Origin of the sequence: Paenibacillus sp. FSL K6-1566 (assembly GCF_038050475.1) — a bacterium.
Lineage (GTDB): Bacteria > Bacillota > Bacilli > Paenibacillales > Paenibacillaceae > Paenibacillus_AQ > Paenibacillus_AQ lactis.
This window is the reverse complement of record NZ_JBBOSR010000001.1, coordinates 5,698,731-5,719,175: the sequence shown is the minus strand read 5'-3', so window position 1 is coordinate 5,719,175 and position 20,445 is coordinate 5,698,731. Positions and strand designations below refer to the sequence as shown.

The window sequence follows — 20,445 nt, the reverse complement described above, 5'->3', positions numbered from 1 at the left end:
GCTGATCAGCTAAGTGGCAAGGGCAGCGGAGCTGCGCCGCCACTTCCTGTGCCACGTACTTTCTTAAGTCTAGAAATATGGACGGGGCCTGATAACGGTTACAACAATTCGCCTGGATCATTAGGCTCCGTCCTGGAATAGCCGGTATGCCAGCATGGCGGCACCGTGCGCCGGTGCTCGGTCGTGCGTTGCTTCCGGGAATTGCAGCCGCGGGTAGCGTTCCCGTATCGCCGTTCGATAAGCTTCCCGGAATACGCGTGAATGCTTGAAGATCGAACCGATGCACACCACATCACTTGCAACGAATTCATGGTGCTGCATGATGAGCGCGGAAGTCGTATCCGCGAGCTCGGCGGCCTGCGAGCGGAGAATGCCAAGAGCGGCGTGGTCCCCGGCTTCCGCAGCTTCAATACAGCAGCGGGCGAAGGAAGCGATGCTCTGCTTCGTTATGGCAGGCTGGTATATATATGATTTAAGATCGGCGATATGGCCCAGCGGATAAGCCTTCAGAATCAAGCTGCTCATCCGAGTTGGCGGCAGAATCCGCTCATGGCTTTTAATGACCGACTTCAAAGTCTGAAGCCCGATCTGATACCCGCTGCCCTCATCGCCGAGAATATGCCCCCAGCCGCCGACACGGTGGATGCTCCCGGATTTCGTAATCCCGTAAGTATTGGAGCCGGTTCCTGAAATGATCAGGATTCCGTATTGGCGCTCCAGTACAGCCATTAACGAAATCTCGGCTTCGGAGCGCATGTAAATACGCGGAGAGAGCTGCCGTTCCAGGAAATGCGATTCTAGAAACTGGTGAACCCGCTGCCGTTCCTCGTCCGAGCTTATACCTGACATACCAAGGCATATTGCCGAACATGAAGCTGACGAAAGATTGAGCGGCTTCATGAGGCCATCGATCACCGTTTGAAGCTCTTTCATCGCCCCGTCAAAGGTAACGATATAAGGATTAGTGGAACCTCCAGTGAAACGGGAAAGGACTTGGCCGCTGGCGTTGATGGCTGTTGCATCAGTCTTTGTGCCACCGCCGTCGACTCCGATAAAAATTTCCATTTTGAACCACTTCGCTTTCTATATTCAGTATAGGAGAAAAAAGAGAGGTTGTAAAACAAAATTTTAAATTATGAATTAAGTATTGAAATATTATTTCACACAATTTATAATGAACTCAATCCGCTGATATTGAAAGCGATACCAGTCATGCTTTCGATCAAATCATGTCATTAAATGTTACATATCTTGTAGATCAGAGGATGAATCGTAAAAGGGGGGCAAAGGATGAACGGCGGATTGGTTCGATTGCGTGAGGTCTTTGAAACATTAAATCCGTCCGAGCGCAAAGTTGCAGCCTTCATTTTGCAGGAGCCGGCAGAGATGATACAGATGTCGGTCGCGGATCTGGCGGTTCGAAGCGGTTCAAGCCAAGCCGCGATTGTAAGGCTGTGCAAAACGATGGGCTTCAAAGGCTATCAGGATCTGAAGCTGAAGGTAGCTGGCGATTTGCAGGAGCCATTAGCCACCGGGTATCAGGATATTCGGCCCAATGACAGCATTTCTGCAATCATACAGAACGTCTCGAACAATAACATTCAATCGATTCGGGATACGATGAAGATTATGGAGGAAGGGAAGGTGGAAGAGGCCGTATCGGCCCTTGATCAGGCGAAGCGCATATTTATGTTTGGCGTAGGTGCTTCCAATCTGATCGGGATGGATGCCCAGCAGAAATTTTTGCGAATCAACAAGGTATGCATTTCGTTCCCGGACCCCCACGTTCAGCTGACATCGGCCGTAATGCTTACGCCCGAGGATGCAGCGGTATGCATATCTTACTCCGGTGAAACGAAAGAAGTGATCCGGGCAGCGAGCATCGCTAAGGAGAACGGATGCAGAACGATCGGCATTACCAAGTACGGGGATTCGACGTTAAGCCGATCGGTGGATATTCCGCTATATACCTCTTCAACGGAGAACGAAATTCGCAGCGGCGCAATGTCCTCTCGTATTACACAGCTTAATCTTATCGATATTTTATATCTTGGTGTCGCCAGCCGGAACTACGAGAGTTCGGTGAAGTATCTGGACCAGAGCCGGCAGGCCATCAAGCGGTTGTAGTTTTTCCGGCTTAACCACAAATATATTTTATGATAAGGGGAGTAGTACATGAAGAAGAAACGTTGGCTCACATTGTTGGCTTCATTAATGCTGGTCTTCACGGCAGCATGCGGAGGAGGGGGAGGAGGGACCAAGACGTCGGACGGCGGAACCTCCACCACGCCGGAAGGTAACGGAGAGGCCGCGCCGAAGCCTGATACGGTCGTCGTCTGGACTTATCCCGTTCACGGCAAATATGAAGAAGAATTGAAACAGCATGTGGCGGACCTGAAGGAGAAGTACCCTCATATTACGGTACAGACCGAAGTGCTGTCCTGGGCAGAGGGGCCGAAGAAATTCGACGTTGCCTTGAACGCCGGAAATCCGCCTGATTTGTACTTCCATGCGGTTGACGGAGCCTACGTGGACACCGGGCTCGCGCTGGAGCTTACCCCTTACATGACCGACGAGATTAAGAACGACTACCTGCCGGGCACATTGGAGCTCGGACAGATCCAAGGCAAGCAGTACGGCCTTCCGCTTTACCAGTCCCTCTGGGCATGGGGCGGCAACAAGAAGATCCTTGAGGAGGCCGGGATCGACTGGCAGTCCATTCAGGAAAACGGCTGGACCTGGAGCGAATTCAAGGAAGCTGCCGGCAAGCTGACAACCAAGCTGCCGAACGGGAATACACGTTATGCATTGGTTACGGATGGAACATCCCTGGACTTCATCGAAATGCTGACCCGCAGCAACGGCATGCCTGACGTTCTGAACGATAAGGGCGAGTTCCAATGGAATGACGAGCGCATTCTGGATACAATGACCTTCGTTTCCGACCTGCTGAAAGCCGGCCATATGCCTGCGGAAACCGCGGCAATTACGCCTGCTAAGCGGATGGACCTGTTCTATGCCGAAGAAGCGGCGATCGTATCCAAGGCGATTCCTTACTATGACGTTATGCTGCAAAACCGCGCGAAGGATATCGACAGCGGCACGGTTCAAGGCGAGAAGATCGAATTCGTTCTGCTGCCGGTGCCTCACAATGACGGTGCAGAGCGCAAGACGTCCATGTTTGGCGAAGGCTATGTAGCTTTCAGACAGAAGAAGGATAAAGGCGAAGAGCACGCGAAGAATACGTTCCTGATCATGGAAGGACTCAGCGGCGCTAAGGCCGGTAATTCTGCCAACGAGCTGGTGTTGCCGTTCGTTCGTAAATCCCAGGCTGAGTATTTCGAGGGTAAAGGGCTGGGCTCCGAGTCGACGATCAAAGCTGCTGAAATCTTTGCGAACTTTAGAGACAATCCGGTAACCTTGAGCCTGAATGCGGAAGATTCCGCGAACCAGAAGAAATTCAAGGAGCAGGTTGTTAAGCCGAACATTCAAGCGCTGTTCTCTGGCGAGAAGACGCCGGAGCAAATCGCACAAGACTTCATTGACAAAGGCAAACAAATTTTAGGACAGTAATTTCAAGTAACCAGGGGGTGTCCCGTTGTCCTTATCAGGAGCGCGGCCACTCCCTTTTTAACCGCGATAGTAACCTTAGGTTCATATCCGGCGCTTTCCGGTAACCGGATGATACAAGCGGTACCCCAAGTATTGCCAAGTCAAAAATGTTCACCTGTGCGGAAGGAGGAAATTACCATGCAGACGGCCCCGGCTCAGTCTCGGCCGCCGCGGACCCCGATGAAGGGGTATATGCGCGAGTACGGTTGGGCGTACTTATTCATCCTGGCCCCGGTTTTACTTTTTTTAATATTCACGCTGTATCCGGTCGCTTCCGCGTTTTTGATGAGCTTCCAGCAGTACAGCGTTATGGGCTCCGAATGGATCGGAACCGATAACTACACCCGAATGGTAAAGGACGAGGTGTTCTGGAAATCGATGTGGAATACGGTGCTGTTCACCGTTGGTACGGTACCGGTCAACATTATCATCACGTATGCCTTATCCTTTTTTATTTTCCAAATGAAGGATAAATGGCAGACGTTCTTTAAAGCGACCATGTATCTTCCTGCCGTCGCTTCCGGCGTGACGATCTCCGTCGTGTGGCTGGCGATTTTCGATCCGACCCATGCCGGCCTGCTGAACCGCTTCATCGGCTTGTTCGGATTCGATCCTGTGATCTGGCTGGGAAAATCGGATACGGCGCTGTTCTCGCTCATCCTGATGAACTGGCTCGGCTCTCATGGCGCAGGCATTATCCTGTACCTTGCCGCCATGGGCGGCATTCCGAAATCGCTGTATGAAGCGGCGGATATCGACCATGCCAGCGGCTGGTCCAAATTCTGGCGCATCACCTGGCCGCTCATGAAGCCGACGACATTATATCTGCTCGTGACGGGCGTGATTACGTCCTTCCAGGTATTTATCTCGGTATATCTCATGACTCAGGGTGGACCGAACTTTGCAACGACGACGATTGCCTACTTGATCTACAACACGGCATTCAACTTCTACGAATTCGGGCTGGCATCCGCGCAATCCTTCGTTCTGGCGGCGCTCATCATCGTCATTTCGGTTATCCAGTTCAAGTATTTCTCATCCGACGTCGAATACTAACGACTTCGCTTATGCTAAAGAGGGGGTGCACCCATGAAATCAAGATCGAGAGTGATTTTGCTCGTCTCAGCCTCGGTCATCCTGGTCGTATGGAGCATTCTGACCATCATTCCGCTGTACTGGATGCTCATCGGATCGGTCCAGGACACCAAGTCGGCTGCTTCGTTTATTCCGCAAATGATTCCAGACGTGCTGTCCGTGGCCCCGTATGAACGTTTCTTCAGCAAAACAAACGTCATGAGATGGTTGTTCAACTCGCTGCTCATCTCCTCCATCCTGACGGTGACGAACGTGTTCCTTGCATCGCTCGCAGGTTATGCGTTCGCGAAGCTGAAGTTTCCGGGGAATAAGGCGGTCTTCTGGATTTTGCTCAGCACCATGATGATTCCGGCTCAGGTTACACTCATTCCGCTCTATATTTTGATGATTGACGTATTTGATCTCGGGAATACATATACGGCGATTCTTCTGCCGAGTATCGTGAGCGTAGGGAACATCTTCTTGATGAAGCAGTACATGTCATCGCTGCCGACCTCGCTTATTCACGCCGCGCGCATCGACGCCTGCGGAGAGTTCGGGATCTTCTGGAAGGTCATTCTGCCGATGGCAAAGCCCGGTCTCGCCGTTCTGGCGATCTTCACATTCGTGGCATCCTGGAACGATTTCTTCTGGCCTTTCCTCGTGACCAACACGACGGAAATGAGAACCATTCAGGTAGGTCTGGCTTCCTTCGTTTACGCGGACACCACGGATTTCGGCGCACTCATGGCTGGAGCAACCGTCGCGGCCTTGCCGATGATGATACTGTTCTTCTCGCTTCAGCGCTATTTCCTGCAAGGCATCACCATTGGAGCCGTTAAAGGCTAGAAGGAGGCAACGTTATGGCACGCGTAGAATTTCGGAACATCCGAAAAGAATTTGTAGACGATAACAAAGGAACCTTCACCGCGGTTGCGGGATCGAACTTTGTCATTGAAGATAAAGAATTCGTTGTATTCGTCGGCCCTTCCGGCTGCGGGAAAACGACCTCGCTGCGCATGATCGCGGGCTTGGAGCGGCAAACGTCCGGCGATATCATCATCGGTGATCGGGTCGTGAACAATTTGCATCCGAAGGATCGCGACATTGCGATGGTATTCCAGGATTATGCGCTGTATCCGCATATGACCATCCGCGAGAATCTGTCGTTCGGCTTGAGGAATTTGAAGAAGCCTAAAGCCTATATCGAGCAAAAGGTTGCCCAGGCCGCTTCGATTCTCGGACTCGAATCCATGATCGATCGCAAGCCGCGCGAGCTGTCCGGCGGACAGCGGCAGCGCGTGGCCGTGGGCCGGGCGATCGTCCGCGATCCGCAGGTGTTCCTGTTCGATGAGCCGTTGTCGAACCTCGACGCTAAGCTTCGCGTGCAGATGCGGGTCGAGCTGTCAGAGCTGCACAAGCGGCTTGAAGCGACGATCGTTTACGTCACGCACGATCAAGTAGAGGCGATGACGCTCGGGGAGCGCATCGTCGTCATGAACAACGGGATCATCCAGCAGATTGCCTCGCCGACGGAGCTGTACGCGAATCCGCAGAACATGTTCGTTGCGGGCTTTATCGGCTCCCCGCCGATGAACTTCATCGATGTGACGAAGGAAGGGAATGTGCTCCGGATGGAGGGCGGCTCGTTTACCATTCCTGACGCGATGGCGCGCGGCTTAAGCAAGTATGAGAACAAGCCTCTGATTCTCGGCGTTCGGCCGGAGCATATATCCGGCGAGGATTTGCCGGGAACGCCGAATCACGAGTACACGTATGCCGGAAAGATACAGGTCGTCGAGCATCTCGGCTCGGAGAATCTGGTATACTTCCGTATCGGCAACCGGACCGTAACGGCGAAGGTGCATCCGGAGACGACGGGTTACCCGGGCATGGACAAAACGTTTATTTTTAATTTCGACAAGGTGCATTTCTTCGATCCGGAGACGGAACAGCGTATCGATTGGTAAACAATCTGGAGGAGGAGAGGGAAGCTTATGCGCAAGCTGAATGATGTGTTAAAGAAGACGGGAGTTGAGGTATACCGCGAGATTACGAGCGTGGCACTGTACAGCATGATCACCTCGCTGGTGCTTGCGGCGGTCGTCATATTCGCTCCGGTGCTTGCGGCGCTGCTGCTGCTTCCGGTGCTGTATATGCCGCTGTTTTTCGGAGTCTGCTATGCCTACCACCGGAAGACGGAAAGAGGCAAGCCGGTGCTGAAGGATGTGTTCGAGGGGGCCGTCAAGGGGTTTCTGCCTGCCGTTGTCATGGGCTTCTTCTTCGTGGTGATGATCCTTATCCTATGGTCCACCTGGTGGTATTACGGAGGCAAAGACGGTATCGGTTACTTAGCGATCGGGGTTTTTCAGACATACTTCGTCATTATGGCCGTGGTCTCCCAATTCTACACGCTTCAGCTTGTCATTCAGGAAAACATGGGGATCTTCAAAGCGATGGCGCACAGCGTGAAGCTGTTTCTGCGTTATCCGGCTTATACGCTTGGGGCTTGCTTTCAGGCTTTATGCGTGGCCGTTCCGCTTCTTCTCACCGTGGTTGGCTTCGGCTTTCTGTTCAACGGCATGTGGGCGATATTTCAGCATAAGGCAGCTTATAATGTCTTGAATCCCGAGGAGGCGAAGCCTGCGGCTGACGGCGCCCTGTCCTCGGAGCCAGGAGGTGTCAGCATATGAGATGTTTAACCGGAATCGACAGGCTGGCGGCGGGGTTGAAGCATAACAGCATCATCGGCCGCCGGCTTGGCGTGATTACGAATCCGACGGGGCTCACGTCGGATTTTCGTTCTTCGATTGAAATCATTGCCGGTTTGCCGGAATCTGAATTGACTGCTTTATTCGCCTGCGAGCATGGGCTCCGCGGAGAGCTGCAGGCCGGCAAGCATGTTGACGATGAAGTCGATCCCATCTTCGGCGTACCGGTATACAGCTTGTATGGCGCAACGCGCAAGCCCGATGCGGCGATGCTGGAGAAGATCGATACCCTCATCTTCGATATTCAGGATCTTGGCGTGCGGTTCTACACGTACATGACGACCTTGTTGTACGCTATGGAGGCGTGCGCGGAGCACGGGAAGAGCCTGATCGTTCTGGACCGTCCGAATCCGCTCGGCGGCAATCGTGTGGAAGGCGGCCTTCTTGAGCCGGGGTATGAATCGATGGTGGGCGGGTGGCAGATCCCGATCAGCACCGGGATGACGATCGGTGAATATGCCCGGATGGCGAATGATCTGAGGGGCACGTGCTGCGACCTGGACGTCATCGGGCTGGAAGGCTGGAGCCGGGCGATGGACTATGCGGATACAGGTCTTCCGTGGATGCTCCCGTCCCCGAACATTCCGACTTTAGATACCGTCCGTTTGTACAGTGGAACCTGCTTCTTCGAAGGAACGAATCTGTCGGAGGGCAGAGGCACGACGCGGCCGTTTGAATGGATTGGCGCGCCATGGATCGACGGCGAGGCGCTGGCCAAGGCGTTTAATGCCTACCGATTGCCCGGTATTCATGCCCATTCCGTCTACATGACACCGACGTTCTCGAAGCATCAAGGCGTGAGCTGCGGGGGCGTCATGCTGTTCGTGACGGACAGCGCGAAGCTGGAGGCGGTCCGTGCAGGCCTTGTGCTGCTGCACCTGGTCAGCCGGATGTATCCGGATTCGTTCCAATGGCTGACGCCGCCCGAGGGGCGAAACCGTTATTTCATTGATCTGCTTACGGGCAGCGATGACGTGCGGAAGCATATTCATGAAGAAGAAGGGCTTCGGCGCATCACGGAGCAGTGGGAGAGCGATGCGGATCGGTGGAGAACGATGAGAGCCCCTTATCTTCTGTACGGGGAGGCATAATCCATGATACTCGCACCTAGGAAGCAGGGGGAGCCGACTGTGGTCGTCGGCCTGATGTCCGGCACATCCCTTGACGGGATCGATGCGGCCATCGTCCGGATTCACGGCAGCGGCCTTACGGCTTCCGCCGAGCTGCTTCATTATTATAGCCGCTCTTATGAGCCGGAGTTTCGCCGGCGGCTGCAGGAGCTGTGCGGCACGGAGCACTCCAGCAGCGCTGCGGTATGCAGTATGAACGCCTACCTCGGATATCGGTTCGGAGAAGCCGTGCTGGAGGCGATAGCGGATGCCGGGATGCGGATCGAGGATGTCGACCTCGTCAGCTCGCACGGGCAGACGATCTGGCATCTTCCCGTAGCGGAGCCGGATGATCCGTATTCAACGCCGTCCACGCTGCAGATCGGCGACATTTCGGTCATCGCGAAGCTTACGGGCCTACCGGTTGTCGGCGATTTCCGCCCGGCGGACATGGCGGTGGGGGGCCAGGGCGCGCCTTTCGCTCCTTACGGCGATTTGATCCTGTTCCGGCATCACGAACGGGGCAGGCTGCTTCAGAACGTCGGCGGCATCGGCAACTGTACGGCGCTTCCTGCGGGAGCGGGCCCGTCCGAAGTTCTGGCGTTTGATACTGGGCCGGGGAATATGGTGATCGACGCGGTTGTCCACGCGCTTTCGGAGGGCCGTCTCTCCTATGACGAGGGCGGAAAGTGGGCTGCTCAGGGGAAGCCGGATCAAGCGCTTTTGGATGAGATGATGTCCCATGCCTATTTCCGGACGCCGCCGCCCAAATCAACGGGCAGGGAGCTTTTCGGCCAGCCGTATGCGGCTTCTTTTCTTAAGGCGGCGAGCGCGCGCGGTCTATCGGATGAAGACATCGTGGCGACGGCCACGGCATTCACGGCGGCTTCCATTGCGGACAGCTATGAACGTTATGTTTTTCCGCGAGTTGCCATCGCTGAGGTGATTGTCACGGGCGGGGGAGCGCATAACCGGACGCTGCTTCATATGCTGAGCGAACGGCTGCCAGGACAAAAGGTAATGACCTCCGCCGAGCTCGGGTGGAATGACGATGCGAAGGAAGCGGTCATTTTTGCCCTGTTAGGCAATGATTTCGTGCACGGCGTGCCGAACAACCTGCCGGCAGCGACGGGAGCGCTTCGCCCGACCGTGATGGGGAAGCTTGCGCTGCCGTAGAAGGAAGGCTGGGTTAATAGCCCAGCGTTTTGTTTTAGCATCCTGCGAGGGATGCTTTTTTTAGGGGAAACGGGATGTTTCCTGTCAAATATCGGGTTCATCAGTCATCTAAGGCATGTCTTGACCTCGGCTCACCGAAGCGCACCGTGTACCGCTCTCCGCGCACCTTGCATCGCCTACCACGCATCATACACCGCTCTCCGCGCACCACACACCATGCACCACACACCATGCACCATACACCATACACCATACCCGTACACCTTGCATCCTAAGGAGATCTACATCCGGTTTTCCCAATAGAGGTTATCCTTCAACTTCTCAATGCGGTATGATGGGTTAGGAAGAGACAAAATACAGATCGATGATGGAAACGAAAGGAGAAACGATGATGAAGGAGAGCTTTGATCCAACCCTTATTGATCGGTTGGAAAGTCCGGAACGTAAGTGGGAGCTTCCGGCAGCCGTGCTGCTGGAGAAGCTCCAGGTGAACGGTGAGGTTGATTTGCTTGATATTGGGGCGGGAACCGGCTATTTTTCCATACCGGCTGCAAGCATGACTGCTGGAACCGTATTTGCCGTAGACTTGGAGCCGGCGATGCTGGAATTCATGGAGAAGCGGGCAGCAGAAGAGGGATTGACCAATGTGCGAGTAGTGAAGGGACAGGTGGAGCAGCTGCCTTTCGAGGATGAGGCGGTCGACCGGATCATCGCGTCCCTGATCCTGCACATTACGGACGAGCTGGAGGCTTCCGTTCGCGAAATCGCAAGGGTTCTCAGGCCGGGTGGGCGCTGCTTATGCCTGGAATGGCAGGAGGATCCGATGGAGCAGCGAGTTCCCCGTCCGAACCGTGTCGATCCCCAAGTGATGCAGAACCTGCTTGAGCAGGCGGGGTTGCGGGTGGAAGGACTCGAGTATCCGACAGAGCGCCACTATCTGATTTTGGCGAGGAAATAACATCGTCTGCCACGAATTCGTGAAATTGCAGGGAGAGCCTGGAACATACTGGATGTTTAAGCCGTCTATATGATCGAGGTGATCTGGTTTGATGGCAAAATCCAAGCCCGTGGTCTTGTTAAGCATTTTGCTGCTGCTGATAAGTATCTATGCCGTGAACCTTCCTAAGGCTTCCGCCTGCTCCTGTGCCGAGCCGCCTACGATTGCAGAAAGCCTGGAGCTTAAGACGGCGATTTTTGCAGGCAGTGACGAGCATATCGACCGCCGCCTTTTCGGCTTTTTTCATCCGGCGCGGATCCGGTTACGGTAACGCTCGAGGTTTCGAAGGTATGGAAGGGAGAGCTGGGCAAGAAAACGACGATTTCCACCGCAATGTCTACTGAGAGCTGCGGCTATGACCGATTTTCGGTCGGCGATGAATATCTGATATTTGCGTATAGGGAGTCCGGGAAATTGGAAACCGGAATATGTGAAGGGACCAAGCTCCTATCCTCGGCTGCCAATGAACTAAAAGAGCTTGGCAGCGGCTACCCGCCCGTAGACGGCCAGTCCCCGGTGATTCCGCCTCCTCACACAGGAGCACGCTCGTTCAGGGAAGTATAGCCGTATTGGTGCTGATCCTGGTTCTGGGCATTTATTTTTACCAAAAGAAGAGGAAGCGACATCTAAATTGAGACAATTGGGTTGTAGAAGGCTATGAGGGTGCTTGGCATCACATCGGGGCGATCAACCGACCAGCATTGCTTTCGGTTAAGTTCACTCGAAAATTCGAAGATACATAATGCACTTCCCAGCATCCGCAAGGGCTTCGATTTCTGTAACCTGAGCCGGTGGCTTGCTTTTGGGCATAATACCTTTATCGCTGTTTTTTGGGCGTAAAGGTTTTTTCTTTTTTTTGTCGTACGAAAAGGTGCCCGAACTTCAACCGCATCCAAGATCCGCTCTCCCACGCCATCATCCGGCCGTTCCAAACCCTGCCTTTTGGGGAAAGCTATTCTCCATGATTGCAGGTCACTAAGTGACGATCCAAGCAGAGAATGATCAAATCATGCCTGGAAGATACCGGTTATACAAAAGGATTGAGGTTTCTGCTCCGCAAGGAGTAGAATAAAGATAGGTAAGGGATGATCGCATTTGTAGAATCATGCATCAGCGAATCATGATCCGAAGGAAAGACGGATACACTTTACGAGAATCAGCCTTATTGGTTGGGGGGAGCATGGATTTTCTGACCCCGGCCAGTTAAGGCTTTTTACTATGTAACGGCTGAAGCCATACACACACAGCATAAGGAGTGGATCGATTGATTATTCTGAAGACACCGGAACAGATTGAGAAGATGAAAAAAGCGGGAGAGATTCTGGCCGATTGCCACCGGCATATCGCAACCATGATCAAGCCCGGCGTGACAACGCTGGAGATTGATCAATTCGTGGAGGGGTTCCTTGCCGAGCGCGGCGCGCATCCGGAGCAGAAGGGATATCACGGGTATCCGTTTGCCACCTGCGCCTCCGTCAATGACGTTATCTGTCATGGGTTCCCGAGCAACGAGCCTCTTAAAGACGGGGATATCGTCACCATTGACATGGTGGTGAAGCTCGACGGATGGCTGGCGGATTCCGCCTGGTCCTATCCGGTCGGGAATATTTCGGAGGAGGCGCAGCATCTGCTGGATGTGACCAAAAAATCGCTGTATCTCGGAATCGAGCAGGCGGTCGTGGGCAATCGGATCGGCGATATCTCGCATGCCATCCAGTCCTATGCCGAATCCGAGAACCTGTCGGTGGTACGGCATTTCGTAGGGCATGCTATCGGCGAGAACATGCATGAGGAGCCGCAGGTGCCGCATTACGGACCTCCGCATCGCGGAACGCGATTGAAGGAAGGCATGGTCATCACCATCGAGCCGATGCTGAACATCGGGACATACAAGTGCAAGATCGACGCCGACGGCTGGACCGCCAGAACGATGGACGGCAAGTGGTCTGCGCAATATGAGCATACGCTGGCGATTACCAAGGACGGCCCTGTTATTCTTACGGAGCAATAAGCGGAGGCACCTGGGAGCGTAAAGCGCCAACTCGAAGCACGGAACTTGCTCCAACGAACAGCTGCCTAACAGCAGGGGCGATGCTCAGCCCCGGATACCTGCAACCCAGCGCCATCCCCAAAGGGCATCAACGGAGCAGGCGGAATCCCTCAGAAGAAGCGAAGCGTGCCCCTTTATTCCCGGATTTCGACATCGGATAATCAGTTCAAGGAAATCCGGGAATAAGAGGGATCGTATGGGGATCCGCATGCGGAGTGCTTGCAGGGTTATCCACGAGCATAGGCCGCTGCATCAGCGCGTTCGCCAAGGATAGACGGAAATCGCAGTTTTTTTTATAATAGAGTAACCATTTCACTAGCGAAGGGAACATGAACCATGACGATACGTAAAGCATTAACGGTAGCTGGCTCGGATACAAGCGGCGGAGCGGGTATCCAAGCGGACCTCAAGACGTTTCAGGAATTTGACGTGTACGGCATGACGGCGCTGACGACGATCGTCTGCATGGAGCCGGCAACCTGGGATCACCAGGTCTTTCCGGTTGAGCTTGGCATCGTGGAGACCCAGTTGAAGACCGTGCTCGAGGGCATCGGCATCGACGCGATGAAGACGGGCATGCTCGGTTCGGTTGATATTATCGAGCTGGTCGCCAAGTATATTGACAAGCATGATCTGAAGCGCATCGTGATCGATCCGGTAATGGTGTGCAAGGGCACGGATGAAGTGCTGCAGCCGGAAAATACGGAGGCCATGCTGGAGTTCCTGCTGCCGCGTGCGGATGTCGTAACCCCGAATTTGTTCGAGGCTTCCCAGCTTGCCAAATCCGGACCGATTACGACCTTGGAGCAAATGCAGGAAGCGGCGGCGATCATTCATGGCCGCGGCGCGAAGCATGTCCTGATTAAGGACCGCGGCAAAATCCGCGAAGGCAAAGCCATGGACCTGCTCTATGACGGAAAAACCTTCGAATGGTTTGAAGCCGATGCGATTCTGACCCAGTATACGCACGGTGCCGGCTGCACCTCATCGGCCTCCATCACGGCAGGGCTCGCTAAAGGCCTCACGGTCCGTGAAGCTGTGCAGCAGGCCAAAGCGTTCATTACCCAAGCGATAAGCAACGGCTTCCCGCTTAATCAATTTGTTGGACCGACCCGGCATTCCGCGCATCGCAGCACAGCGGCGAATTAAAGAAAACACAAATTTCTGCAAGCTTATGCATTTTGGATTCGGCCAGCGGCCGCAGGCTGCTTGAGCATTTTCTTAAACCTTTCTTCCCCGGAAGAAAGGTTTTTTTGTTGTTATATGACTTCGATGCATATACTGGATAGGAGCAAAGGCTTGCACCATTTTCACTCGCGCCGTGCAAAAGTATACAGCAGCCTGGGTCCTTTCCCATATCATTATGTGCTATAATTTATTCAGATCTAAAGAGAAGCAGGAAAAAATGTATAGGGGTTGAGACATGTTTCAGGACATTTTGGAATTTTTAAGGAGTTTTGGTCCTTTAGGGTTGTTTATTCATTCATTTGCGGATGCCGTGATTTTTCCGATTCCCGCCTTTTTTCTACAGGTTTCCTTGAGTATTGTTCACCCGAAAGATGCGCTGTGGCTAGCGACTTACGGCTTTATCGGATGTTTGCTGGGAACGCCGCTGGGGTACGCGATTGGAAAGCTGCTTGGGAAGTCGGTATTATATAAAATTTTGAAAAAGCAATGGATCGACGCGGCAACCAATCTGTTTCAGAAAAACGGCGAGGCTGCGATATTAATCGGTTCGTTTACGCCGATCCCGTTTAAGGTATTTACCATTTTGTCCGGATGTCTGAACTTCCCGCTCTGGAGACTGATGGCCTATGCGGCCTTGGGTAGAGCGACTAAATTTTATGTCGTGGGGACTTTGTTCTACCTGTATGGCAATGCAGCCGAAGGAATGGTGAAGGATGTATCCCTGTACATCGCCCTGATCGCGGTTCCTTTAATATTGATTGGCATTTATTTCAAACGAAGACGTAAGCGTAGAAAAATGCAGCAGCAGGCGGAAGCTGTACCTAGTGCCGATCCGGTAGAAAAGCCGGTTCTGGAGCAAGTAACGGATCAATCGCCGTCTGCGTAATGCTTGATCTTGCAGATATACAAAAGGAGCAGCCGGGGGAGAAACCCGGCTGCTCTTTGTGTCCGTTGCAGAGATCATGAAGCTTTAAGCCAATGGCTGATGACAGGGGACGGAGCCCGCGGTTTAGCCGATACGGAAAATTTTGCTGATGCCTTTGGTGGTAACCGGCGTGTAGGTCGGCGGTGAGGACAGAGGAGAAACCGTGTCCATCGTAAGATACCCGTGCAGCGGCCCCCGGTAGACTTCCGTCAGCTGCGGAGAGTTGGAGAAATCCTCAGGCGTCACCAAATGACATGGCTTGTTCACCGGTCGAAGACCGGCCTGTTCGAAGACCTTCGCGACAAAGTGGGAGCAGAAATACGCATCGTCGCGGTCGATATGAAGCCGAAATAAAATGCCTAGCAGTCCAAGCAGATTATATTTATACCGATCCTGGTTTCGCATCATTTCTTTAACAAGATTGTACATCCTCTGGTAATCCTCATGACTGACACGACAGCGGTAGACGGCACACGCAGAGGAATAGAAGAAGGGGTCGCGGAGATTTTCACGAACGAGGCCGCCATTGAAGGGGTTGTTCGCTTTCTTCCGCCCGAAGCTGTACACTTCGCGTAATTCGGAGTCAAACGCGATGGATGCATGATTTAGCGGGGCTTTCGTGAAATATTGGATCATTCTGCTAAACCAGGTGCCCGTGCCTGTAAGCACAATCCAAATATCTTGTTCCGTGTACATACTTAAATAACTCCTTTGTTAACGTTCCTAACGAATCACACCAAATGAAGTGACTTGCTTTCTTTCACAATAAACGAAAAGGCAAAGCTGTTCAAGTCAAAAATAACCAATTTCTCTCAATTTCACTAGATTAGCTTTGGAATTGTCACCATTTATAGGAAGCCTGATAACAATATATTCGCTCCATGTCCAAATTATCCTTTTCTTGGGGCAATATAAAATTGTTTAAGGGTGTCATTGCACAATTGGCATCGGTACAACGATTAAGTCTTGCTACCGTTCTAGCAATCCACTACATTATAAAAAGGTAAGAAAAACGTCTATCGACGTACATTCAAAGAAGACACGACCGCGTTTAGCGGTAGTTTCTCTTGCGATATCAGAAAGCTGACGCCGCGAAGTTTATACTGTCTGATATCTTAAGAAAGGAGCGGTTTAGCATGAGTAACGGAAGGATGGGGCTGTTAAAGGAGCCGAAGCAGCGTAAGCTCCTGTTCAGCGCCGGCATCAGCTGGATGTTTGACGCCATGGATGTGGGGATGATCTCGTTTGTTGTCGCCGCCCTCGCCGCAGAATGGTCGCTGAGCTCGCAGCAGGTCGGGATATTGACAAGCACGACGTCGATCGGGATGGTATTCGGTGCGGCGATGGCCGGTTTTCTAGCGGATAAATACGGACGCAAAAATATTTTACTCTGGACGCTGCTTATTTTCTCGATCGCGAGCGGTCTTTCGGCACTGGCCACCGGCTTTATCATGCTGTGCTTGCTGCGCTTTATCGCAGGGTTCGGTCTTGGGGGAGAGCTTCCGGTGGCCTCCACCCTCGTTTCGGAAAGCATGCCGGTCCGTGAACGGGGAAGAGCGGTTGTCCTGCTCGAGAGCTTCTGGGCTGCGGGGTGGATCTTATCCGCATTGATTGCGTATTTCGTCATTCCGGACTATGGATGGCGAACGGCCTTTGTCATTGGGGCGCTGCCGGCCATTTACGCGCTGTACCTTCGCCGCGCAATCGAGGATTCGCCGCGGTATATGCGGCAGAAGAGCGCCCGGAGGCTATCGTTTGGAGAGCGCGTAGCCTCGGTTTGGTCGACCGAGCATCGGCGCACGAGCATCATGCTGTGGGTGCTGTGGTTTACGGTGGTCTTCTCCTATTACGGCATGTTCCTGTGGCTCCCGACGGTCATGGTAGACAAGGGCTTCAGTCTGGTCAAAAGCTTCCAGTACGTGCTGATTATGACGCTGGCTCAATTGCCGGGCTATTTTACGGCCGCTTACTTTATCGAAAGGTTCGGGCGGAAATTCGTGCTGGTCACGTATTTGGTCTTTACGGCCATCAGCGCGATCTGGTTCGGTTACGCGAATACCGAGGCTTCGCTTCTGGCTGCGGGCATCTGCCTGTCCTTCTTTAATCTCGGAGCATGGGGCGGATTGTACGCATACAGTCCGGAGCTTTACCCGACGAAGGTTCGTTCGACCGGCGTAGGGCTTGCGACCTCCTTCGGCCGGATTGGCGGCGTTATTGCACCGCTGCTTGTTGGCGTTTTGAAGCAGCAGGGAACCCGTATCGAATTGATTTTTGTCATGTTCTTTGTGACGATTTTGATTGGGGCGCTGGGAGTGCTCCTGCTGGGGAAAGAGACCAAGGGGCTGGAGCTGGCGGATGAGTAAGTGCAGGGACTCTGAAGCCTTCTCCAGCCGGTATGCGATAAAATCGGCAGTTGGCCATTAAACGAGCACAAGGGGCATTCCGATCAGGTCTGAAGACCTTCGGAATGCCCCTTGGTTCGTTTGAGCCGGATGGATGGAATTGTACTCTGGGTCTATATTCTACAATTATACTTCCATTATTGACGGCATAATATATGGGCTTCGTCCCAGCTCCCGTTTGAAATAACGGTTAAGGGCCGTGTTCGTCATCTGCTCCCAGACCGCGCGGTTATATTCACGCTGCTCTCCGGCTTTGTTCAGCTGCTTGCGGAGCATTGCTTCGGCTCGACGCAGCAGCGGCTTGGAGTCCTGCATATACACAAAGCCGCGGGTAATCAGCTCCGGGCCGGACAGGAGCTTCCGTGTTTCCGGATTAATGGTGATCGCAACGATCACAACCCCGTCATGGGCCAGCTGCACCCGTTCCTCAAGCAGCTCCTTCTCATGCTTGCGCAGTTCGCCGTTATTAATGTAGATATCCCCCGAAGGAATGTTGCGCCCTTTCTTTGCATAATTGCGGTAGATCGACAGCGTATTGCCGATATTCAGCAAGTAGACGCTGCTGTCCGGAACCCCAACCTGAGTGGCCAGATGCCGGTGATTCAGCAGCATCCGGTACTCTCCATGGATCGGCACAAAATATTTAGGGCGCAGGCTGCTGATCATCAGCTTCAGATCCTCCCGGCAGCCGTGCCCGGATGTGTGAATGTCAAGAATCGAGCCGTATTTAACCTCCGCGCCGGCACGCATCAACAGATCGATGCTGCGGTTCACGTTCTGGGTATTCCCCGGAATCGGCGAGGACGAGAAGATGACCGTATCGTTCGGATGAATTTGAATGGACCGGTGCGCCCCGGAAGCGATGCGCGTAAGAGCCGCATTGGGTTCGCCTTGGCTTCCGGTGCAGATAATCAGCACCTGGTCGTCACGGTAACGGTTGACTGCCTTGACGTCAATCAGCATGCCTTCAGGCATGCGAATATAACCGAGCTCCTGCCCGATGACGAATACCTTCTCCATGCTGCGTCCGACGATGGCAATTTTCCGTTTGGTTCGGATGGCAGCCTCCACAACTTGCTGCAGCCGGTGGACGTTGGAGGCAAATGTGGCAAACAGGATCCGTCCGGGACACTCATGGAACAGGCGGAGAATGGAGTCGCCTACCGTACGCTCCGAAGGCGTAAAGCCGTCGCGTTCGCTGTTTGTGCTGTCCGCCATCAGCGCGAGTACGCCGCGTGCGCCAAGCTTTAATATTTTATGAAGATCGGCGGGCTTATCCTCCGGCGTGAAATCGAATTTGAAATCCCCGGTATGTACAACAGGACCGTATGGAGTTTCGACAACGATGCCAAAGGCGTCCGGAATGCTGTGGGTTGTCCGGAAGAAATGAACGGACAGATGCTTGAAAGAGATGGTCTCGTCCTCATGGAAGAGCCGCAGATCACTTTGATCCAGCAGTCGATGCTCTTCAAGCTTGGCACGGACCAATCCGATGGTCAAAGGGCCTCCGAATATCGGCATCTGAATTTGACGAAGCACATAAGGGATAGCCCCGATATGGTCCTCATGGCCATGCGTCAGGAACAGACCCTTAATTTTATGCTTGTTTTCAATCAAATACCGGATATCCGGAATAATGTAGTCGACACCGCTCATTTCGGCATCGGGAAATTTCAGGCCGGCATCAATGAGGATGATTTCGTTTTTGAACTCGACGCCATACATATTTTTGCCGATTTCCCCAAGCCCTCCTAGCGCGAACAGTCGAACGGGCGGTGCGGTAGGCCTCGGCTTTTTGGCCGGCTTGGCATTTTGAATCTGATCGTTTAGCAGGGGTTTAGACATAATGTGAAAGAATCCTCTCTATGGTAATTAAGGCGTAAGCCTGGAATGGTAATTTTCTTCTCTACTTAAGATATCAGAAAGTTCAAGCTTCGTGAAACGGTTTTCTAAAATCATGTTAATTTTGGCTGGTACAGTCACCTATTTTTGTTCCCCCCTATATGCTGAAGAAAGGGGAGGGACTGGTAATGAGCACACGGACAACACTGCTGGATACGGATGCCTTGTTTCATCTGCCGGAGGCCTGGCAGCTTGAAGCCGCTGACAGCCTGATAGCGAAAATGACGGATAAGACCGCCAAATTCCCTTGTATTCCGGCCGTTCAGGGCCATGCTTTGAAGCATTTCCGATACGGCTTTCTCAACCTTAGCAGGTATTCAATCGAGGAAGCATCCGGTGAATTAGCTTCACTGCTTCATGAGTATGGGCTCCATTCAAGAGAATACGGAAACTATACATCGCTGGTGGTTATGATCCATACCGGAAAGGATGGGGACGGCCGCAATGGCGTCGAATATTACGAGAGGCTGTTCTGGGCTCTGCTGAGCCGGGCAACAGCGTATGACCCGCAGCCATGGCCCGAGTCCATACCGGATGAGCCGTCACATCACTTATGGGAATTTTGTTATGGCGGCGAGCCGTATTTCGTTTACTGCGGGACGCCGGCGCATGAGAAGCGCAGGAGCCGGCATTTTCCTTGCATGATGCTTGCGTTCACGCCGCGCTGGGTTTTGCGGCAATTCAACGCCAAAGCCCGGCAGGCTCAGCGGACCAAGAAGCTGATCAGGGAACGCCTAGAGGCGTATGATGCCGTGCCGCCGCACCCGGATTTGAATTTGTACGGACAAGAAGACAATTACGAATGGAAGCAATATTTCCTTGACGACAGCGCCGAGTCTCCGATTCGCTGTCCGTTTGTCCGGATCCATAGGGAGGTCCGGCAATAATCGGTCACCAATATATTAGGAACGCTGTTCTAGAGCGAGACTCTCGCTTTAAACGGCGTGTTTTGCTTGTTCGCTGGTTGTTGACCATTTTGTTGTCCTTCGTTGGCGTTATCTGCTGCGATCCCCGCAAAGGATACGAATCTTACGGGAGACTATGTATAACGGTTCCGATCAATATGGGAATGCAGATCCCTAGGGCTCCGAACAGGCGGCCCTGAAGCCGAAGCCGGCGACGAGCACGATATAAATAAGACCCCGAGCAGATGAACAGCCAGAACAATATCGCCACTGCTTATTATAATGTAGAGACGCTGGTGAAATATATTAAGAACGAGGGCAGAGCCAGTACCCC

At 53.1% G+C, this 20,445-nt stretch carries 19 protein-coding genes; 16 read left to right on the top strand and 3 right to left on the bottom strand.

The annotated features are described in order from the left end of the window. Positions 1 to 120 precede the first annotated feature (120 nt). Positions 121 to 1,065: a BadF/BadG/BcrA/BcrD ATPase family protein gene (locus NST08_RS25670; protein ID WP_007131759.1), complete on the bottom strand. Its 945-nt coding sequence runs from the start codon at positions 1,063 to 1,065 to the stop codon at positions 121 to 123. A 225-nt stretch (positions 1,066 to 1,290) separates the two neighbouring features. On the opposite strand from NST08_RS25670, the gene NST08_RS25665 reads away from it, so the two are divergent. The 14 genes from NST08_RS25665 (at position 1,291) to NST08_RS25600 (ending at position 14,863) form a co-directional block, all read left to right on the top strand. After that, the gene (locus tag NST08_RS25665) at positions 1,291 to 2,127 is read left to right on the top strand and encodes a MurR/RpiR family transcriptional regulator (protein WP_007131758.1); all 837 of its coding nucleotides are present in this window, start codon (positions 1,291 to 1,293) and stop codon (positions 2,125 to 2,127) included. 48 nt (positions 2,128 to 2,175) lie between these two features. Continuing rightward, positions 2,176 to 3,573: an ABC transporter substrate-binding protein gene (locus NST08_RS25660; RefSeq protein WP_007131757.1), complete on the top strand. Its 1,398-nt coding sequence runs from the start codon at positions 2,176 to 2,178 to the stop codon at positions 3,571 to 3,573. 177 nt (positions 3,574 to 3,750) lie between these two features. Continuing rightward, on the top strand, positions 3,751 to 4,668 hold the full coding sequence (locus NST08_RS25655; RefSeq protein ID WP_007131756.1) for a carbohydrate ABC transporter permease: 918 nt from the start codon (positions 3,751 to 3,753) through the stop codon (positions 4,666 to 4,668). 33 nt (positions 4,669 to 4,701) lie between these two features. Then, positions 4,702 to 5,535 carry a carbohydrate ABC transporter permease gene (locus NST08_RS25650; protein WP_007131755.1) on the top strand — a complete coding sequence of 278 codons (834 nt, stop codon included), beginning with the start codon at positions 4,702 to 4,704 and terminating at the stop codon, positions 5,533 to 5,535. 14 nt (positions 5,536 to 5,549) lie between these two features. Next, a complete protein-coding gene (locus tag NST08_RS25645) occupies positions 5,550 to 6,656 on the top strand; it encodes an ABC transporter ATP-binding protein (protein WP_007131754.1) in 1,107 nt (368 codons plus the stop codon). A gap of 27 nt (positions 6,657 to 6,683) precedes the next feature. Continuing rightward, positions 6,684 to 7,379 carry a hypothetical protein gene (locus tag NST08_RS25640; RefSeq protein WP_007131753.1) on the top strand — a complete coding sequence of 232 codons (696 nt, stop codon included), beginning with the start codon at positions 6,684 to 6,686 and terminating at the stop codon, positions 7,377 to 7,379. Further along, entirely contained in the window at positions 7,376 to 8,548 is a 1,173-nt protein-coding gene (locus tag NST08_RS25635) for a DUF1343 domain-containing protein (protein ID WP_341342426.1), read from the top strand. Before NST08_RS25640 ends, NST08_RS25635 begins: the two co-directional genes overlap by 4 nt. Positions 8,549 to 8,551: 3 nt before the next feature. Continuing rightward, positions 8,552 to 9,742, top strand: coding sequence for an anhydro-N-acetylmuramic acid kinase (locus NST08_RS25630; RefSeq protein WP_007131751.1), 1,191 nt, complete (start codon positions 8,552 to 8,554; stop codon positions 9,740 to 9,742). Positions 9,743 to 10,106: 364 nt separating this feature from the next. Further along, positions 10,107 to 10,700, top strand: coding sequence for a class I SAM-dependent methyltransferase (locus NST08_RS25625; protein ID WP_244152767.1), 594 nt, complete (start codon positions 10,107 to 10,109; stop codon positions 10,698 to 10,700). Positions 10,701 to 10,791: 91 nt separating this feature from the next. After that, positions 10,792 to 11,010 (top strand): hypothetical protein, encoded by a 219-nt coding sequence (locus tag NST08_RS25620; protein ID WP_007131749.1) that lies wholly within the window; start codon positions 10,792 to 10,794, stop codon positions 11,008 to 11,010. Between the two features lie 143 nt (positions 11,011 to 11,153). Continuing rightward, positions 11,154 to 11,303, top strand: a complete 150-nt coding sequence (locus NST08_RS25615) for a hypothetical protein (RefSeq protein WP_245256202.1) — start codon at positions 11,154 to 11,156, stop codon at positions 11,301 to 11,303. Between the two features lie 700 nt (positions 11,304 to 12,003). After that, the gene (gene map, locus NST08_RS25610; RefSeq protein ID WP_007131748.1) at positions 12,004 to 12,750 is read left to right on the top strand and encodes a type I methionyl aminopeptidase; all 747 of its coding nucleotides are present in this window, start codon (positions 12,004 to 12,006) and stop codon (positions 12,748 to 12,750) included. 375 nt (positions 12,751 to 13,125) lie between these two features. After that, a complete protein-coding gene (gene pdxK / locus NST08_RS25605; protein WP_007131747.1) occupies positions 13,126 to 13,938 on the top strand; it encodes a pyridoxine/pyridoxal/pyridoxamine kinase in 813 nt (270 codons plus the stop codon). A 274-nt stretch (positions 13,939 to 14,212) separates the two neighbouring features. Beyond that, on the top strand, positions 14,213 to 14,863 hold the full coding sequence (locus tag NST08_RS25600; RefSeq protein ID WP_007131746.1) for a YqaA family protein: 651 nt from the start codon (positions 14,213 to 14,215) through the stop codon (positions 14,861 to 14,863). A 123-nt stretch (positions 14,864 to 14,986) separates the two neighbouring features. Here NST08_RS25600 and NST08_RS25595 read toward each other — a convergent pair whose 3' ends face one another. Next, entirely contained in the window at positions 14,987 to 15,598 is a 612-nt protein-coding gene (locus NST08_RS25595) for a hypothetical protein (RefSeq protein ID WP_028405053.1), read from the bottom strand. A 440-nt stretch (positions 15,599 to 16,038) separates the two neighbouring features. Here NST08_RS25595 and NST08_RS25590 point away from each other — a divergent pair, with 440 nt between their 5' ends. After that, positions 16,039 to 17,265: an MFS transporter gene (locus tag NST08_RS25590; protein ID WP_144869808.1), complete on the top strand. Its 1,227-nt coding sequence runs from the start codon at positions 16,039 to 16,041 to the stop codon at positions 17,263 to 17,265. A gap of 165 nt (positions 17,266 to 17,430) precedes the next feature. Here NST08_RS25590 and rnjA read toward each other — a convergent pair whose 3' ends face one another. Further along, the gene (rnjA, locus tag NST08_RS25585; RefSeq protein ID WP_007131743.1) at positions 17,431 to 19,149 is read right to left on the bottom strand and encodes a ribonuclease J1; all 1,719 of its coding nucleotides are present in this window, start codon (positions 19,147 to 19,149) and stop codon (positions 17,431 to 17,433) included. A gap of 185 nt (positions 19,150 to 19,334) precedes the next feature. Here rnjA and NST08_RS25580 point away from each other — a divergent pair, with 185 nt between their 5' ends. Next, positions 19,335 to 20,093: a YqcI/YcgG family protein gene (locus tag NST08_RS25580; protein WP_007131742.1), complete on the top strand. Its 759-nt coding sequence runs from the start codon at positions 19,335 to 19,337 to the stop codon at positions 20,091 to 20,093. Positions 20,094 to 20,445: the final 352 nt, after the last annotated feature.

Excerpts from the sequence above, each read along its gene's own strand:
- NST08_RS25620 (WP_007131749.1), top strand. The coding sequence starts at position 10,792 with ATGGCAAAATCCAAGCCCGTGGTCTTGTTAAGCATTTTGCTGCTGCTG.
- NST08_RS25670 (WP_007131759.1), bottom strand. The coding sequence starts at position 1,065 with ATGGAAATTTTTATCGGAGTCGACGGCGGTGGCACAAAGACTGATGCA.
- NST08_RS25650 (WP_007131755.1), top strand. The coding sequence starts at position 4,702 with ATGAAATCAAGATCGAGAGTGATTTTGCTCGTCTCAGCCTCGGTCATC.
- NST08_RS25580 (WP_007131742.1), top strand. The coding sequence starts at position 19,335 with ATGAGCACACGGACAACACTGCTGGATACGGATGCCTTGTTTCATCTG.
- NST08_RS25590 (WP_144869808.1), top strand. The coding sequence starts at position 16,039 with ATGAGTAACGGAAGGATGGGGCTGTTAAAGGAGCCGAAGCAGCGTAAG.
- NST08_RS25635 (WP_341342426.1), top strand. The coding sequence starts at position 7,376 with ATGAGATGTTTAACCGGAATCGACAGGCTGGCGGCGGGGTTGAAGCAT.
- pdxK (WP_007131747.1), top strand. The coding sequence starts at position 13,126 with ATGACGATACGTAAAGCATTAACGGTAGCTGGCTCGGATACAAGCGGC.
- NST08_RS25645 (WP_007131754.1), top strand. The coding sequence starts at position 5,550 with ATGGCACGCGTAGAATTTCGGAACATCCGAAAAGAATTTGTAGACGAT.
- NST08_RS25600 (WP_007131746.1), top strand. The coding sequence starts at position 14,213 with ATGTTTCAGGACATTTTGGAATTTTTAAGGAGTTTTGGTCCTTTAGGG.
- NST08_RS25595 (WP_028405053.1), bottom strand. The coding sequence starts at position 15,598 with ATGTACACGGAACAAGATATTTGGATTGTGCTTACAGGCACGGGCACC.
- NST08_RS25625 (WP_244152767.1), top strand. The coding sequence starts at position 10,107 with ATGATGGAAACGAAAGGAGAAACGATGATGAAGGAGAGCTTTGATCCA.
- NST08_RS25630 (WP_007131751.1), top strand. The coding sequence starts at position 8,552 with ATGATACTCGCACCTAGGAAGCAGGGGGAGCCGACTGTGGTCGTCGGC.
- NST08_RS25665 (WP_007131758.1), top strand. The coding sequence starts at position 1,291 with ATGAACGGCGGATTGGTTCGATTGCGTGAGGTCTTTGAAACATTAAAT.
- NST08_RS25660 (WP_007131757.1), top strand. The coding sequence starts at position 2,176 with ATGAAGAAGAAACGTTGGCTCACATTGTTGGCTTCATTAATGCTGGTC.
- rnjA (WP_007131743.1), bottom strand. The coding sequence starts at position 19,149 with ATGTCTAAACCCCTGCTAAACGATCAGATTCAAAATGCCAAGCCGGCC.
- NST08_RS25655 (WP_007131756.1), top strand. The coding sequence starts at position 3,751 with ATGCAGACGGCCCCGGCTCAGTCTCGGCCGCCGCGGACCCCGATGAAG.
- NST08_RS25640 (WP_007131753.1), top strand. The coding sequence starts at position 6,684 with ATGCGCAAGCTGAATGATGTGTTAAAGAAGACGGGAGTTGAGGTATAC.